The sequence below is a fragment of the Tabrizicola sp. genome (assembly GCF_036781545.1).
Taxonomy (GTDB): domain Bacteria; phylum Pseudomonadota; class Alphaproteobacteria; order Rhodobacterales; family Rhodobacteraceae; genus Tabrizicola.
Genome location: NZ_DAIQAT010000092.1, coordinates 1 through 13,979, shown reverse-complemented (window position 1 = coordinate 13,979; position 13,979 = coordinate 1). Strand labels below are relative to the sequence as shown.

Annotated in this window: 16 protein-coding genes and 1 pseudogene; 4 read left to right on the top strand and 13 right to left on the bottom strand. The window is 67.7% G+C overall.

Annotation, left to right across the window (positions count from 1 at the left end; all coding sequences use genetic code 11):
• Window positions 1-112 precede the first annotated feature (112 nt).
• Together V7Q39_RS13650 and V7Q39_RS13645 are read right to left on the bottom strand one after the other, a co-directional pair.
• Entirely contained in the window at window positions 113-1,345 is a 1,233-nt protein-coding gene (locus V7Q39_RS13650; RefSeq protein ID WP_333817146.1) for a HEAT repeat domain-containing protein, read from the bottom strand.
• A gap of 151 nt (window positions 1,346-1,496) precedes the next feature.
• Window positions 1,497-3,062 carry a trimethylamine methyltransferase family protein gene (locus V7Q39_RS13645; protein WP_333817145.1) on the bottom strand — a complete coding sequence of 522 codons (1,566 nt, stop codon included), beginning with the start codon at window positions 3,060-3,062 and terminating at the stop codon, window positions 1,497-1,499.
• Window positions 3,063-3,154: 92 nt separating this feature from the next.
• On the opposite strand from V7Q39_RS13645, the gene V7Q39_RS13640 reads away from it, so the two are divergent.
• Window positions 3,155-4,063: a LysR substrate-binding domain-containing protein gene (locus V7Q39_RS13640; protein ID WP_333817144.1), complete on the top strand. Its 909-nt coding sequence runs from the start codon at window positions 3,155-3,157 to the stop codon at window positions 4,061-4,063.
• Between the two features lie 3 nt (window positions 4,064-4,066).
• Here the strand turns inward: V7Q39_RS13640 and V7Q39_RS13635 are convergent, their stop codons facing one another.
• From V7Q39_RS13635 to V7Q39_RS13615, 5 genes are all read right to left on the bottom strand, one after another.
• Window positions 4,067-6,151, bottom strand: coding sequence for a catalase (locus tag V7Q39_RS13635; protein WP_333817142.1), 2,085 nt, complete (start codon window positions 6,149-6,151; stop codon window positions 4,067-4,069).
• 78 nt (window positions 6,152-6,229) lie between these two features.
• Complete coding sequence (locus tag V7Q39_RS13630) at window positions 6,230-6,973, bottom strand: hypothetical protein (protein WP_333817141.1); 744 nt, start codon at window positions 6,971-6,973, stop codon at window positions 6,230-6,232.
• A 138-nt stretch (window positions 6,974-7,111) separates the two neighbouring features.
• Window positions 7,112-7,897, bottom strand: a complete 786-nt coding sequence (locus V7Q39_RS13625) for a hypothetical protein (RefSeq protein ID WP_333817140.1) — start codon at window positions 7,895-7,897, stop codon at window positions 7,112-7,114.
• Window positions 7,898-8,154: 257 nt separating this feature from the next.
• Entirely contained in the window at window positions 8,155-8,646 is a 492-nt protein-coding gene (locus V7Q39_RS13620) for a hypothetical protein (protein WP_333817139.1), read from the bottom strand.
• A gap of 70 nt (window positions 8,647-8,716) precedes the next feature.
• Complete coding sequence (locus tag V7Q39_RS13615) at window positions 8,717-9,289, bottom strand: hypothetical protein (RefSeq protein WP_333817138.1); 573 nt, start codon at window positions 9,287-9,289, stop codon at window positions 8,717-8,719.
• 303 nt (window positions 9,290-9,592) lie between these two features.
• Between V7Q39_RS13615 and V7Q39_RS13610 the strand changes: the two genes are divergently transcribed.
• A complete protein-coding gene (locus V7Q39_RS13610) occupies window positions 9,593-9,796 on the top strand; it encodes a hypothetical protein (protein WP_333817137.1) in 204 nt (67 codons plus the stop codon).
• A gap of 3 nt (window positions 9,797-9,799) precedes the next feature.
• Here V7Q39_RS13610 and V7Q39_RS13605 read toward each other — a convergent pair whose 3' ends face one another.
• From V7Q39_RS13605 to V7Q39_RS13585, 5 genes are all read right to left on the bottom strand, one after another.
• A complete protein-coding gene (locus V7Q39_RS13605) occupies window positions 9,800-9,997 on the bottom strand; it encodes a hypothetical protein (protein WP_333817136.1) in 198 nt (65 codons plus the stop codon).
• A 77-nt stretch (window positions 9,998-10,074) separates the two neighbouring features.
• On the bottom strand, window positions 10,075-10,371 hold the full coding sequence (locus V7Q39_RS13600; RefSeq protein WP_333817135.1) for a PRC-barrel domain-containing protein: 297 nt from the start codon (window positions 10,369-10,371) through the stop codon (window positions 10,075-10,077).
• A gap of 183 nt (window positions 10,372-10,554) precedes the next feature.
• Window positions 10,555-10,737, bottom strand: a complete 183-nt coding sequence (locus V7Q39_RS13595; RefSeq protein ID WP_333817134.1) for a DUF3008 family protein — start codon at window positions 10,735-10,737, stop codon at window positions 10,555-10,557.
• 2 nt (window positions 10,738-10,739) lie between these two features.
• Window positions 10,740-10,913 carry a hypothetical protein gene (locus V7Q39_RS13590; protein WP_333817133.1) on the bottom strand — a complete coding sequence of 58 codons (174 nt, stop codon included), beginning with the start codon at window positions 10,911-10,913 and terminating at the stop codon, window positions 10,740-10,742.
• Window positions 10,914-10,973: 60 nt separating this feature from the next.
• The gene (locus tag V7Q39_RS13585) at window positions 10,974-11,525 is read right to left on the bottom strand and encodes a DNA-3-methyladenine glycosylase (RefSeq protein ID WP_333817132.1); all 552 of its coding nucleotides are present in this window, start codon (window positions 11,523-11,525) and stop codon (window positions 10,974-10,976) included.
• A gap of 39 nt (window positions 11,526-11,564) precedes the next feature.
• Between V7Q39_RS13585 and V7Q39_RS13580 the strand changes: the two genes are divergently transcribed.
• On the top strand, window positions 11,565-11,852 hold the full coding sequence (locus tag V7Q39_RS13580) for a hypothetical protein (protein WP_333817130.1): 288 nt from the start codon (window positions 11,565-11,567) through the stop codon (window positions 11,850-11,852).
• Between the two features lie 15 nt (window positions 11,853-11,867).
• Here V7Q39_RS13580 and V7Q39_RS13575 read toward each other — a convergent pair whose 3' ends face one another.
• Window positions 11,868-12,326, bottom strand: coding sequence for an Lrp/AsnC family transcriptional regulator (locus V7Q39_RS13575; RefSeq protein ID WP_333817129.1), 459 nt, complete (start codon window positions 12,324-12,326; stop codon window positions 11,868-11,870).
• 184 nt (window positions 12,327-12,510) lie between these two features.
• Between V7Q39_RS13575 and V7Q39_RS13570 the strand changes: the two are divergent.
• Window positions 12,511-13,979: pseudogene (locus tag V7Q39_RS13570) on the top strand (indolepyruvate ferredoxin oxidoreductase family protein); the annotation flags it as partial.

Genomic DNA, 13,979 nt, shown 5'->3' with positions numbered 1-13,979 from the left:
GACCACCAGCACGATCTGCTCGTGCCCCTGCTTGTCCAGCGCGAGGGTGAAATTGGAAGCGAAAGGCGTGGTGTTCTCCAGCCTCATGCCCGCCCCCGTTGTCGCGCCAGCCCTACCATCGGCGGGTAAAGCCCCGTGGCTGGGGCACCACCGCGCCGCGCCAGTTGGGCAGGGGCGTGTCGGGCGCGCGGGTGGCAAGTTCCAGCGCCACGGCGCGCTGGTCGAGCTGGTAGGTCGCGACAGCCTCGATGGGGGGCTGGATCGTCCAGGCGGCGACGCCCAGCAGGTAGCGGGTTTGGGCCACGAAGCGGGAGCGGTTCGGGGCCAGCCAGTGCGCCAGCTTCTGGGGGTCGGGCCAGTAGAGCTTGGCCTCGATGAAGCTTTCCTGCGGGCAGGCGGCGACCACCGGGTCGTCGGGATCGTCGGGAAACTCGGCCAGCTCCAGCGACTCGGCGCTGAGGCGGGCGCCGGTGATGCGGCAGAAGGCGGCCCCGGCGATGCGCGACAGGACCGGCTCGGCCATCTGGCGTAGGAGCCAGTCCAGCGTGTCCGCCGCCCCCAGCGCCCCGGTTGCCAAGATGCCCCAACGCTCGGTCAGCCGGTCGGACATGAGGCGCGCGATGGTGGCCCGGGCGGCGCGGTCGTCCAGCACCAGCGGCAGCAGCTCGGCCGCCATGCGGGCCTCGGGCGCGGGCGTCACGGGGGTGATGTGGGTCGACAAAATGGTCGGCGCGCTGCGACGGTCGCCCAGCAGCGCGGCGGCCCAGGCGGCGCGGAAGCGCAGGGCGGGGTCGCCGCCATCGGCGAGGCGGGCGAGGTCGGGCACAAGGTCGGCGCGGCCGAGTTCGGCGGCCAGCTGCATAGCGCGCGCGGCAACACGCGGGTCGCGATGGCTGAGGAGCGGCTTCAGATGGCCCTTGGGGTCCACGCGCCGCGACCCGCAGACCTCCAGCGCGATCCAGGCGGCCATCGGGTCGAGCCCCCCGATCCAGTCGCGCATCCGCGGGGCCATCAGTTCGGGCGCGCACCAGGCGGCGGCAGCCCCGAGGGCGGCGACCTGATCCCAGAGCAGCACCTCGGGCGGGGCGATGGCGGTCAGGGCCAGATCGGGGCGGGCGTGCAGGGCCAGGTGGAAGGCGGTGAAGACCTCGCCGTATTCCGCCGCGATGGCGAGGTTTTCCAGCGCCAGTTCCACCCCCGCCTCGCGCCCCATGACCAGCGCGTCGAGATGCCCGGCCAGCCGCGATTCCAGATCGAATATCTCGACCAGGCGGAAGTTCGGCCCGTCACGGCCCAGGCGCAGTTGCGAGGCGACAAAACCCGCATTCTCTGCGTGCAGCCGCAAAATCCGGCGGTTGAGCAAAGGCGTATTGCAATTCATCTGAAAATCGTCCCGCACGGGCCTGCGTGCCGCCAGCTTAGACCAAGCCGGGACGATTCCAAGCACAGGTTTCCAGACCTGCGGGCAAATCGGTCAGGTCAGAGCAAACCGCCGGTCAATACCACATATCGGTCATCGACTCCTTGCGCCGGGCCATGAAGTCCAGCAGCGCCTCGTCGGTGGCCTGGTCCAGCGCCGGGGCCTCGTAGTCGCGCAGGATCTTCTTCCAGCGGGTGTTGGCGCGTTGGGCATAGTCGATGCCGCCCTGTTCATCCCAAGTCTCCCACGGCTGGTTGTCGTCCAGCGCCGAATCCCAATAGGCGGTCTCGTAATGCCGCAGGGTGTGCTGGGTGGAAAACAGGTGCTGGCCCGGCCCAAGTTCGTTCAGCGCCTCGAAAGCCAGCGTGTCCTCGTTCACCGCCATCCCGTCGAGATAGGCATGCAGCGCGCCGCACATGTCGGTGTCCATGACCAGCTTTTCGTAGGACATCGACAGAAGCCCGTCCAGGAACCCGGCGGAGTGCAGCACATAGTTCGCCCCGCCCTGCACCGCGGACATCATCGACATCATGCTTTGCTGCATGGCCTGCCCGTCCGGCAGCTTGGAGGTGGAGAAGTTCCCCGCGCAGCGCAGCGGCATCTTCAGGCGGCGGGCCAGCTGCCCCATTGCCAGCGAGCCGATGGCCGGTTCCGGCGTGCCGAAGGTGGGCGAGCCGGTCCTGAGCGACATGGAGGAGAAGAACGAGGCCAGGATCGTCGGCGCCCCGGGCCGGGTCAGCTGCGCGATGGCGCAGGAGGCCATGCTTTCCGCGAGGCCCTGCGCCACCATCCCGGCGATGGTCAGGGGCGCGACGGCGCCGCCCAGAAGGAAGGGCAGATGGATAGATCCCTGGTTGGCGGCGGCATAGGTGCGGATGCCCGCCGCCGTGACCCCGTCGATCACCATGGGCGAGGTGGTGTTGAAGTTGCCCATCACCACGCAGTTCCGGTCGGTGAACTCGGCACCGAACAGGATGCGCGCCATTTCCACGCTGTCCGCCGCCCGATCGGCCGCGGTGATCGAGCCGAGGAAGGCGCGGTCGGAATAGCGGATATGGCTGTAGACCATGTCCAGGTGGCGCTTGTTCACCGGCACGTCGGTGGGTTCGCAGACCGTGCCGCCGGAATGGTGCAGCCAGGGCGAGGATTGCGCCAGCTTCACGAAATTGCCGAAATCCTCGATGGTGCCGTAGCGGCGACCCTTGTCGAGGTCCATCACGAAAGGGCTGCCGTAGGAGGGCGCAAAGACGACGTTGTTGCCGCCGATCTGCACGTTGTTCGCGGGGTTACGGGCGTGCTGGGTAAAGACGGGCGGAGCGGTCTTCAGAATCTCGCGCAGCATTCCGGGCGGGAATTTCACCCGCCAGACGCCTTCGGTCTGCGGCGTCACCTCGGCCCCGGCCCCCTTGTAGAGCAGCATCGTCGGATGGTCGTCGCGCAGCTCGATGCCGATCTCGGCAAGCAGGCGGTCGGCGGTTTTCTCGATGGCGAGCAGGCTTTCCTCGGACAGGATGTCATAGGTCGGGATGCCGCGGGTGATATAGGGGCGGTGGATGCCTGCCTCGACGCCGACGCGGGCATCGCGCAGCTTCTGCCGCCCGCCACGCATCCGTTTCGGTTCGGGAAGATCGCCGTCCGCCATGGTTCCGCCTTTCGATAAGCCGTCGTCAGGGTAAGCCTGTTGCCCGTAGTTGTGACGCTGGAAAAGTTTCATGGACTTGATAAGCTTTCTTTATGGAAACCCTGCGCAGCCTGCTTCCGTCGATCAACAGCCTTGTCGTGTTCGAGGCGGCGGGGCGGCTTGGCAGTTTCACCGGCGCCGCGCGCGAGTTGCGGATGACGCAGGCGGCGGTGTCCTATGCGGTGCAGCGGCTGGAGGAGCACCTGGGCGCGGCGCTTTTCCTGCGCGAACACCGCCGGGTGCGGCTCAGCGAGGCGGGCGCGCGGTTTCATGCCGATGTGGCGATCGGGCTTCAGCATATCCAGCGATCGGCGCAGGACCTGCGGGCGGTGGCCGCGGGCGGGCATGTGACACTGTCCTGCTCCACCGCTTTCGCGGCGTTCTGGATGGTGCCGCGCATGGCGCAGCTTCGGGCCGACCTGCCGCAGATCGACCTGCGCATCCAGACCGCCGACCGCGACCTCGACCTTCTGGGCGAAGGGATTCCGCTGGGGATCCGGGGCGGCGATCCTGCGGACTGGCCGCAGTATCAGGCGGCGCCCCTGGCGGCGGAAGAGATCTACCCGGTCTGCGGGGCGGCCTATCTGGCGGGGCGCGAGCGTCCGCGGCTGGCGGCGGACCTTCTGGACCATCCGCTGATCCATCTGGAGGAGCCGCACCGCTCGGCCGCGACATGGCGCGACTGGTTCGCCTCGGCCGGGGTGGGCGGGCGGCAGGTGCCGAAGGGCTTGCAGATCAACGACTATGTGCTGGTGGTGCAGTCGGTGATCGCGGGGCAGGGAATCGCGCTGGGGTGGCAGCATCTGGTGGAAGGGCTGGTAAGACAGGGCGTGCTGGTGCGGCTGTCCGACCATGCGCTGACCACCGGTTTGCAGTTCCATGTGATCTGGCCCCGCGACGCCACCCTGTCGAAGGCGGCATTGCAGGTGCGGGACTGGCTTCTGGCCCAGCCGCGCGACTGAGGGTCAGGACAGCCCCTCGCGCGCCCAGTGCCGCAGACCGGCGCAGGCGCCAAGGAACCCCGCCATGGTGTCGCCGTCGTCGACCAGTCCCAGATCGAAGCAGCCCTCGTCCTCTTTGCCCGCCAGCCCCGCCGTCTCGAACAGCTTGCCCGCCAGCGCATGGCCGATGACCTTGCCATGGGCGAAGGCGTCGCGCAGGAAGGCTTGCGCCTGCGGCATTGCCGTGACCATCGCCTCGTCGTCCGGCCCCAGAAGGATCGCCACGGCGTCGAACAGCACCGAGGGTCCGCCGGCGACGCTGAACTGCGCCTCGCGCAGGCCGCCGCGGTCGTCCAGCGCGCCGCCGACACGGGGGGCGATCAGCTTCACCTTGCCGCCCGCCTCCTCGACCGCGCCGGTCAGCCGGTCGAGCAACGTTCCGTCATGGCCGTTGCTGATCAGCACCCCCATCACCCGGCCGGCAAAGCTGTCGGGCCCGTTCTTCAGGATGCTGAGCGCGGGCGAAGGCGGCAGGTCCTGGCGGGTGGGCCGGGCCGCAGTGGCGGGTGGAGGAAGCTCGGCCAGGCCCAGTCCGCTGGCGACGCCCGAGGCCAGCTCTTCGTCGATGTTCCGCAGATGCCCCACCATGGCCCGGCGGATGCGGGCCAGCTCGCATTTGCCCAGCTCGAAGACCAGCGCATCGCGGATATGCGCCTGCTCCACCGGGGTCTGGCTGATGTAGAACTGCCGCGCCTGGCTGTAGTGGTCGGCAAAGCTTTCGGGCCGGAGCCGGGGCCGCACCCCCTCGACCGGCGCGCGGAAGCTGACATAGCCCTTCAGCGGGTCCTCGCGCGGGCCTTCCTCGAACCCGTTGGGTTCATACATCACCCGGCCCCGGCGGTTGCCCTTCCGCATATGGCCATCCTGCTGGAAGTTGTGCACCGGGCAGCCCCGGGGCCTGTTCACCTCCAGCTGGGTGAAATTGGTGCTGCCCAGCCGCTTCAGCTGGGTGTCGAGGTAGGAGAAGTTCCGCCCCTGCAAGAGCGGATCCTCGGTGAAGTCGATGCCGGGGATCACGTTCTGGGTGCAGAAGGCGACCTGTTCGGTGAACTCGAAGAAATTGTCCACCGCGCGGTCCAGCGTCAGCACGCCCACCGGCTCGGCAGGCAGCAGCTCTTCGGGGATGATCTTGGTCGGGTCCAGCACGTCGAAGTCGAAGTCGTCGGCAAAGGCCTGGTCGAAGACCTGCAGGCAGAGGTCCCATTGCGGATGGTCGCCCGTCGTCAGCGCGTCCCAGAGGTCGCGGCGGTGGTGGTCGGGATCGGCGCCGTTGAGCTTTACCGCCTCGTCCCACAGCACCGACTGCAGCCCCTGCCGCGGCTTCCAGTGGAACTTGACGAAACGTGCCTCGCCTTCGGCATCGACCAGCCGGAAGGTATGCACCCCGAAGCCTTCCATCGTGCGGAAGGAGCGGGGGATCGTCCGGTCGGACATCTGCCACATGACCATGTGCATGGCTTCCGGCGTCAGCGAGATGAAGTCCCAGAAGGTGTCATGCGCCGAAGCGGCCTGCGGGAAACCCCGGTCGGGTTCATCCTTCACCGCATGGACCAGGTCGGGAAACTTCATCGCGTCCTGGATGAAGAAGACCGGGATGTTGTTGCCGACGAGGTCCCAGTTGCCCTCGTCGGTGTAGAATTTGACCGCGAAGCCCCGGACATCGCGCGCGAGGTCTGCCGACCCCTTGTTGCCCGCAACGGTGGAAAAGCGCACGAAGGTCTCGGTCAGCCTGCCGACCTTCTGGAACGGCGCGGCGCGGGTGATGGCCGACAGGTCGCGGGTGCATTCGAAGGTGCCATGCGCCCCGTAGCCCCGGGCATGGACCACGCGCTCGGGGATGCGCTCGTGGTCGAAGTGGAAAATCTTGTCGCGCAGGACGAAGTCTTCCAGCAGCGTCGGGCCGCGTTCGCCCGCCGTCAGGCTGTTCTGGTTATCCGAGATCACCACGCCTTGCGAGGTCGTCAGGGCCTCGGCGCCGGTCGCGACCGTCTGGTGCACTTCGGCGGGACCGCCATCGGTTCCGTTCTGCAGCTGGGTGTCGATCTTCATTCCGGGCTCCTCCTGGCTGGGACTGCGCATGAATTCGGCCCCGGCAGCGCGAACTGCCGGGGCCGCGGGCATTAGGGCCTAGCGGTTGCGCCAGCCGCGGCGCGCGGCCTCGGAATGGCCTTCGGGATCGCCGAACCAGCCGCCATGGCCCCGGTCGTCGCCGCCGCGCGAGGAGGAGCGATAGCCGCCCCGGTCGTCGTCGTAGCGCGCGGAAGACCGACCGCCGCGATCATCGTCGCTGGTGAACCGGCCATACTGGTCGCGGTCGCGATCATTCCCGTAACCGGAGGAATACGAGGTGCTGCGCCGGTCGTCGTCGTCATAGCGTGAGGAGGAGCGGCCCGACGAATGACCCCGGTCGTCGTCGCGGTGTTCCCAGCCCCGGCGCGCAGCCTCGGCGTGGCCTTGCGAATCGCCGTACCAGCCGCGCCCTTCGCCCGAGCGGCGGTCATCGTCGTCATAGCGCGAGGAGGAGCGGCCCCCCGAGAAGCGCCCGCCGCGGTCCCCGCCGCGATCATCGTCGCTCATGAACCGGCCGTACTGGTCACGCTCGCGTTCGTTGCTGCCGCCGCGACTTCCGCCGCTGTACCGGTCGTCATCGCCATAGCGCGAGGAAGACCGCGACCGGCCGCCGCGGTCGTCATCATCGCTCATGAAACGGCCCCGGCTGTCGCGTTCGGGTTCGCTGCGGCCGCCAAAGCCGCGGTGGTCGTCGTCATGGCGCCCATACGAGCGGCCGCCCGATGACCGGCCACCCCGGTCGTCATCGCTGGTGAAGCGACCATATTCGTCGCGCTCGCGGTAATTCGAGTTCCTGTCCATGTCTGATCTCCATTGCTGATGCCGCGGCGAAGCCGCCGCGTTGCTGGACCGGGGACGGAACGTCCGCCCCGCCGGTCCGGGTTTCAGGAAAGGGACACCGGTCGGGGGAGTGGCCGACCGGTGCCATGGGTCGTGAGCTCAGCTCTTCTTGGACGCCGAGCTTTCGTCGCGCGATCCGGTTTCCCGGCTGCTCATGCCGCTGGTGCTGCCACCGATACCGGATCCGCTCTGTCCCGAGCTGCGGGTCTTGCGCCAGTCCTCGAACTCGCTGTCGAACTTCTTCTGGCGCTCGTCGTTGAAGGCCTTGAAGTCTTCGTCGTAGGACTGCATCTGCCGGTCGCGCCAATCGTGGTAGTGGTGGTCCTGCCCGCGACCCTGCTGCTGGCCGAAGCCCTGGCCCGACTGGCCGTAGCCTGATTGCCCATAGCCCTGGCCCGATTGCCCGTAACCGGACTGCCCGTAACCGGACTGGCCATAGCCGAACTGCCCCTGGCCGCGCTGGCCGAAGCCGCCCTGCCCATAGCCCGACTGGCCTTGGCCACCCTGCCCGTAGCCGGAGTGGTAGTCTTCGTAGCCGCCTTGGCCATAACCCTGCCGGCCATAGCCCTGCTGGTCGCCGTAATAGCCCTGGCCGGAATACATCCCGCCGCCGGCATCGCCATAGCCGCGGCCGCTTTCGCCAAACCCGGACTGGCCGCGCCCGCCATAGCTGCCACGTCCGCCCCCTTCCGACCAGTCGCCGCGCGACGAGCCGTAGTCATCATCTTCCGACCGGCGGAACGAGCCGGACCGGCCGCCGCGATCATCCTCGGACCAGCCGCGGCCGGACGATGCGCTGCGGCCCCGCGAGCCGCCCTGCATTGACCGGTCATCGCCACGCGACGCGCCCCAGCGCTGGTCGTCGTCTTCGTATCTCTGTGCCATGGTTCTCTCCAGTTGCTTGCCTCTCGGACTGCACCGGCGTGATCCGGCCTTTCCATCGAGGCTTCCTGTCAAACCGGTGCACCGGAGGTTTGTTCCAGCCCGTTTCGTGGTGTCGCGCCGGATTGGGGGGCGCCGCCCGGGCATGAAAAAGCCGGTGGCTGCGCCGCAGGATGCGTGCAGCCACCGGCCCGGCAGGCGAAGGGACGTCGACCTGCCGCTGGTCCCGCAACAAGGCAAAAGCCGTCGCGGGCTCAGGGTCAGAGGGCGCCGACCGCCCCGCAGATCGCCTTCATCTCGGCCATGTCATAGCCCGCCGGAGCGCTGGTCGCCGCGTCGGTGCCAGCCGTGCCCGCGTCGCTGGATACGGTTCCGGTGGCGGACATGTCCGTGGCCGCCGTTCCGCCGGTGGCAGGGTCGGTTGCCGTGCCCGTCGTGGCGGTGCCCCCCGCGCTGCCGTGCACAGCCATGAATGCCTCGCAATCGGTCTTGATCATGGTCTGGTCTTCCGGGCTCAGCGATTGCCAGCCTTTCGTGACCTCCTCCGTCGGGCGCAATGCCGTCGAGTCGGCATCGGTGAAGAAGGTGGTCCCCACCGACAAGGGCCAGTTGGTCCCGAACTTCTCGCCGCTGGTGCCAGCACCCGTCGTCGCGCCGGTTGTCGTGTCGGTGCCGGTCGTCGTATCCGTCTGGGCGAACGCCGCCGCCGCGAGCAGGAGGGTGGCCGGCACGGCAAGCATGACGTGTTTCATGATTCGTCCTTTCCGTGGTGAAGTCGCCAGACCACCGAACCGGAAGAGCGGGGCTTTGTTCCCTGAAGGATCAGTTCAGGAACTGTGCGGCCCCAGCCTGCAGGGCGCGATCCATCAGCCGCAGGAGCCAGGGCCGAAGCTCCCCCCCGGCGGGAAGCTGGCCTGCTTCCTCCAGCGCCAGGTGCAGCGTGCGTTCGACCAGCCGGTCGGCAGCAAGCGGGTCGGCCAGGACGGTCCGCGCCCGCAGGCGCAGCATCGGGACCAGATCCAGGACGCTGGAAGGGCGGATCTCACGCGCGGCGATCTCCAGATACCGCACCGCGACCTCGGGCGAGAGCAGTTTGGTGATCACCTCGATATGGGCAAAGCGCACGGGCAGCAGCGCGCGGTCGTAGCCGGTGAAGAAGACGTAGGGGACGTCCAGCACTGTCAGCCGGTCGGCCAGTTCGAAGGTGTCCCGGCCGCGGATATCGACGTCCAGCACCGCCAGATCGCTGTGCGCAAGCTGCATCCCGGCCTCGCCCAGCGTACTGAATGGCCCGACGACCACGGCATTTGCCGCCTCAAGCGCATCGACGATCCCGAGCGCGGCGAGGAAGTTGTCCTCGACCACCAGAACCCGCTTTCCGTGGAGACTGTGCATCATCAATCCTTGGTGAGAGAGGTCAAAAGCGCAACTTTTGGAAGAGTCTTCGGCAAGTCGATTTCGCACCCACATCCGCAGGACAAGCGGAACTCGGCATGGAACCGGAACATTATTGTCGCAAACATTATGGGAAATGACGATACGCAACGCGGATTGTCTCTGGTCGGTTCCCATCAGGCGCTGTAGACCTTTTGCGATGTGGGGCCGAACCGCAACTGTTGCAACCGGGCACGCCGCTTTCCGCCGATGGGGGCTGCAAAACGACTTTACTTTGCGGGACCCGGTCTAGGTAATACAGACTTGAGCCATGCGCAGCGCCGCTTCGAGGAAACCATGTCGCAGGATTCGGAACCCGGGCCAAAGACCAGAGAGGACGCGACCTTCACCGGGCGTCTCCTGGACGAGGTGAAGGCCGAGCCCGTGCCGGCAAAGATCGTCGAGCTTGCGGGAAAACTGGAAGCGGCGCTTGCGGCTAAGCGCAAGGCGCCGAAGGATCGCTCCTGAAAATCAGGCCCGGCCGTGGACCGGCGGGGTGATCTTGCCCGGCGGCGGTTGCTGCGGGTCCTGTGGCGGAACCGGCTGCGGGTCGGGCATAGGATCGGGATAGACGTCCGGTTCGACCGGATCGCCGGGCACCGGCAGTTCGGGTTCGGGCGAGGGCATGTCCGGGCCTTCGCCGGGGCGCCCCGTGAGAAGCATTTCCATCTGTGGTCCTCCCGCTGGCAGGCGCCGCCTTCTTGCGGCGCAGGTGCAGGCCGCGCCTTGGGCGCGGCCCAAGGGCGTCAGTGGTGGTGTTCGGGCAGCGATTTCAGCTGGTCCTTGGTCCAGGAGGTCACGCCGTGGATGTTGCCGTTCTCGTCGCGCATCATGTTCAACTCGCCCAGCGCGACCAGCACCGGCTTCGACCCGATTCCCAGGAATCCGCCGACATCGATCACCGCCTGCGGGGTGCCGCCATCGGCATGCAGGTGCGAGATGGTGCCGACCTTCTCGTCATCCGCCCCATAGATCGGCGCGCCGACCAGGTTCGATTCCGTCTGTTCGGCGGCGCTGAGCCGCGTGTGCGTGCTGTGGTCCATGGCATGTCCTTCCGTATCGCGTTGCAGCCGGACCGTTCCGGCTGATCACAGCGTCAACCACCGGATCGCGCAGATGTTCCCGGGAACGACCGGACCCACCGTCCGTCGTTGCGCGCAAAAGGGACATCTGCTGCCGCGCCTGATCGGCGCCTTCAACGTGGCCGTGCTGGCGCTGTCCGACCGCTAATCCTTCCGCTCGGGCAGCTTCTTGCGCTTGGTGCTGGCCAGCTCTTCCAGCTCCTTCTCGGACATCGACTTCGCCATGTCCTTCGAGGCGCCGTAGAGCTTCTTCTCGCTGGTCTCGCCGCGCTTTGCGGACAGGGCCGCGCCCGCCGCCTTCTGCTGCGCTTTTGATTTCGCCGGCATCGTCAGTCCTCCTTCTTCGGATCGTCCGACCGTTTGCGTACCGGGACCTGCTTCGCCGGGTTCACCTGGTCAAACTCCTCCGGCCGATGCGGCGATCCTTCGTGGTCATCCTGGGCATTCCGGCGGTCGAGGGGCGGCGTGCGTTTCCGCGCGGCGGGTTCGGGGGCGTTCGGCATTGCTGTCTCCGGTCGGCTTGGGAACAGGCAACCCGCCAGCGCGCCGGATTGTTCCGAAGATCAGTCCCCGGTCCCGATCGGAAAGGCCCGGCTCAATCCCGGCACCCCCGCCATGCCGAAGCGCCAGGGCCGGTCGGCGGCCCGGGTGATTCCGATCCGCGGGCCGACCAGCAGGCCCGAGACCGGCCCACCACGCTCCAGCACCAGCCCTTCCGCGCCGAACCGCCTGCCGCTGTCGGCAAGCGAAACCCCCAGCGCCTGACCCAGCCGTCCCGGCCCCGCCGCCAGGGCAGCACCGGCTCCACGCCTGTCCCGCATCGCCTCGATGCCGATCTCGGGCCGTATCGCCCGGATCAGAACCGCCTCTCCCGGCCTGCCGACCACGTTCAGGCACAGGTGGCAGCCGTAGGACAGGTAGACATAGGCCGTGCCCGGCGGCCCGAACATCGCCGCATTCCGCGCCGTCGGCCCGCGGAAGCTGTGCGAGGCGGGGTCGTCGCGGCCATAGGCCTCGGTCTCCAGCACCGTGCCGCCCACGCCGCGCACCAGAAGCCGCGACCCGATCAGGTCGCGCGCAAGTGCGGTGATCTCCTGGTCGAAGTCCGGTATCATGGAACAGCTGCCTCCGTCCGGCGTTGCCCTGCAAAGATCATGGAAAGCACGATGCCTCAACAGACGCCACTTCCGCCCGTTCCCACTTTCGCCCTGTCGCTGGAAGGGCGGCTTCTCGCCCACCGGCGCCTGCTGGTGGAGCTGATGCGGTCGCTGCGCGAGAGCCACCAGGCCGAGCTGATGGACTGGCTGGAGGACCGCTCGATCTATCGCGACGGGCAGGAAGACCCCGGTGCCGTTCCAAGCGAGGGGGTCGCGCTGGAACTGGCCCGCGCCGACGAATTCCGCCTGCTGAAGCGTCTCCTGGGCGGGCTGGACCCCGACTGATCAGGCCGGAACCGTTCAGACCGGCACGTTCAGGCTGTGCTTGACCCGTTTCAGCGTGAAGCTGGTGTTGATCGACTGGACATTCGGCAGTTCCACGATGGCGTTCTTCACCGTCGCCTCGTAGTGGCGGACGCTGGTGGCGATGACCTGCAGAACGTAGTCGTATTCCCCGCTGAGGGAATAGCACTGCATCACCTCCGGCACTTTCGCCACCGCCTCCTCGAAGGCGCGCAGCCGGTCGCGCTGGTGGTGCGAAATCTTGACGAAGCAGAGGACGAGGATCTCGAACCCCACAGCCTCGGGGTCGACGACGAAGCGCTTCGGGCTGATCGCACCCGTCTCTTGCAAGCGCTGCAACCGCCGCCAGCAGGGCGAATGGCTGAGGCCCGCCACCTCGCCCAATTCGCGCAGGGTCAGGTCGGGCCGGTCCTGAAGAGCGCGCAGGATGCGCCGGTCGGGTTCGTCAAGCTCCATGTGACTCCTCCGCGATGATTTTGCGGTGCAGCATCTTCCACAGCAACATGTTACCGAGATTCTTGCGATTTGTGATACACTGTTCCTGACAGGCGGGCAATCCGGCGGGCATTGGCGACCCTGTTTCCGCCGACCTGTCCTAGGCTGACGATGCAACGTTGTGGGGATCACAGGCGCAGCAGGCATGGCCATCACGCTGGACGACAAATACACGGCGGAAAGCGGGTCGGTGTATCTGACCGGCACGCAGGCGCTGGTCCGCCTGCCGATGACCCAGATGCGTTGCGACCGCGCGGCGGGGCTGAACACCGGCTGCTTCATCTCGGGCTACCGCGGCTCGCCGCTTGGGGGCTACGACCAGCAGTTGGTGAAGGCCCGCAAGCATCTCGACCGGCACGGTGTGGTGTTCCAGCCCGGCCTGAACGAGGACCTTGCCGCCACTGCCGTCTGGGGCAGCCAGCAGGTGCAGCTTTCCCCCGGCGCGCGGAAGGACGGGGTCGTCGGCCTGTGGTACGGCAAGGGGCCGGGGGTGGATCGCTGCGGCGACGTGTTCAAGCACGCGAACGCGGCGGGGTCGGCGGCTCTGGGGGGCGTGCTGGCGATTGCGGGCGACGACCACACCTGCAAGTCCAGTTCCATTCCGCATCAGTCGGACCACGCCTTCATCTCGGCGCTGATGCCGATGCTCTACCCCTCCTCGGTGCATGAATTCCTGGAGATGGGGCTTCTGGGCATCGCCATGTCGCGCTTCTCCGGCTGCTGGGTGGGCTTCAAGGTGATCTCCGAGACGGTGGAGATTTCCTCGGTCGTCGATCTTGGGCAGGAGGCGCGGCAGTTCATCCCGCCCCCCGATTTCCAGCTGCCCCCTGGCGGGCTGTCCTTGCGCTGGCCCGATCCGCCGCTGGTGCAGGATGCCCGGTTGCAGGAGCACAAGGGCTATGCCGCCATCGCCTTCGCCCGCGCCAACGGGGTGGACCGGCTGGTCGCCAGCCACCCGCACGACCGTTTCGGCATCGTGGCGTCGGGCAAGGCCTATGAGGATGTGCGGCAGGCTTTGGCCGAGCTGGGCCTTGGCCCACAGGAACAGGCAGCCATCGGGATCAGGCTCTACAAGGTGCGGATGCCCTGGCCGCTGGAGCCCGAGGGGATCCGGCATTTCTCCGAAGGGCTGGAGGAGGTGCTGATCGTCGAGGAACGCCGCGAGATCATCGAGAACCAGATCAAGGAGCAGCTTTTCAACTGGCGCGCCGATGTGCGGCCACGGATCGTCGGCAAGTTCGATGCCGAGGACCGCCCCTTCCTAAGCCTCTCCGCCGGGCTGACCGTGGCGACCGTCGCTGGGGCCATCGCCGAGCGGCTGATGCACCTGGACCTGCCCGAAGGCCTCGCCGACCGCCTGCGCACCCGCGCCGAGCATCTGCACGCCGCCGAAGCCCGCGCCGCGTCGCATGTGCCGCCGGTGCTGCGCCTGCCGCATTATTGCCCCGGCTGCCCGCACAACACCTCGACCCGCGTGCCCGAAGGCTCGACCGCGATGGCGGGGATCGGCTGTCACTTCATGGCGCAATGGATGGACCGCCGGACCGAGACCTTCACCCATATGGGCGCCGAGGGCGTGCCCTGGACCGCGATCCGCCATTTCACCGACGAGAC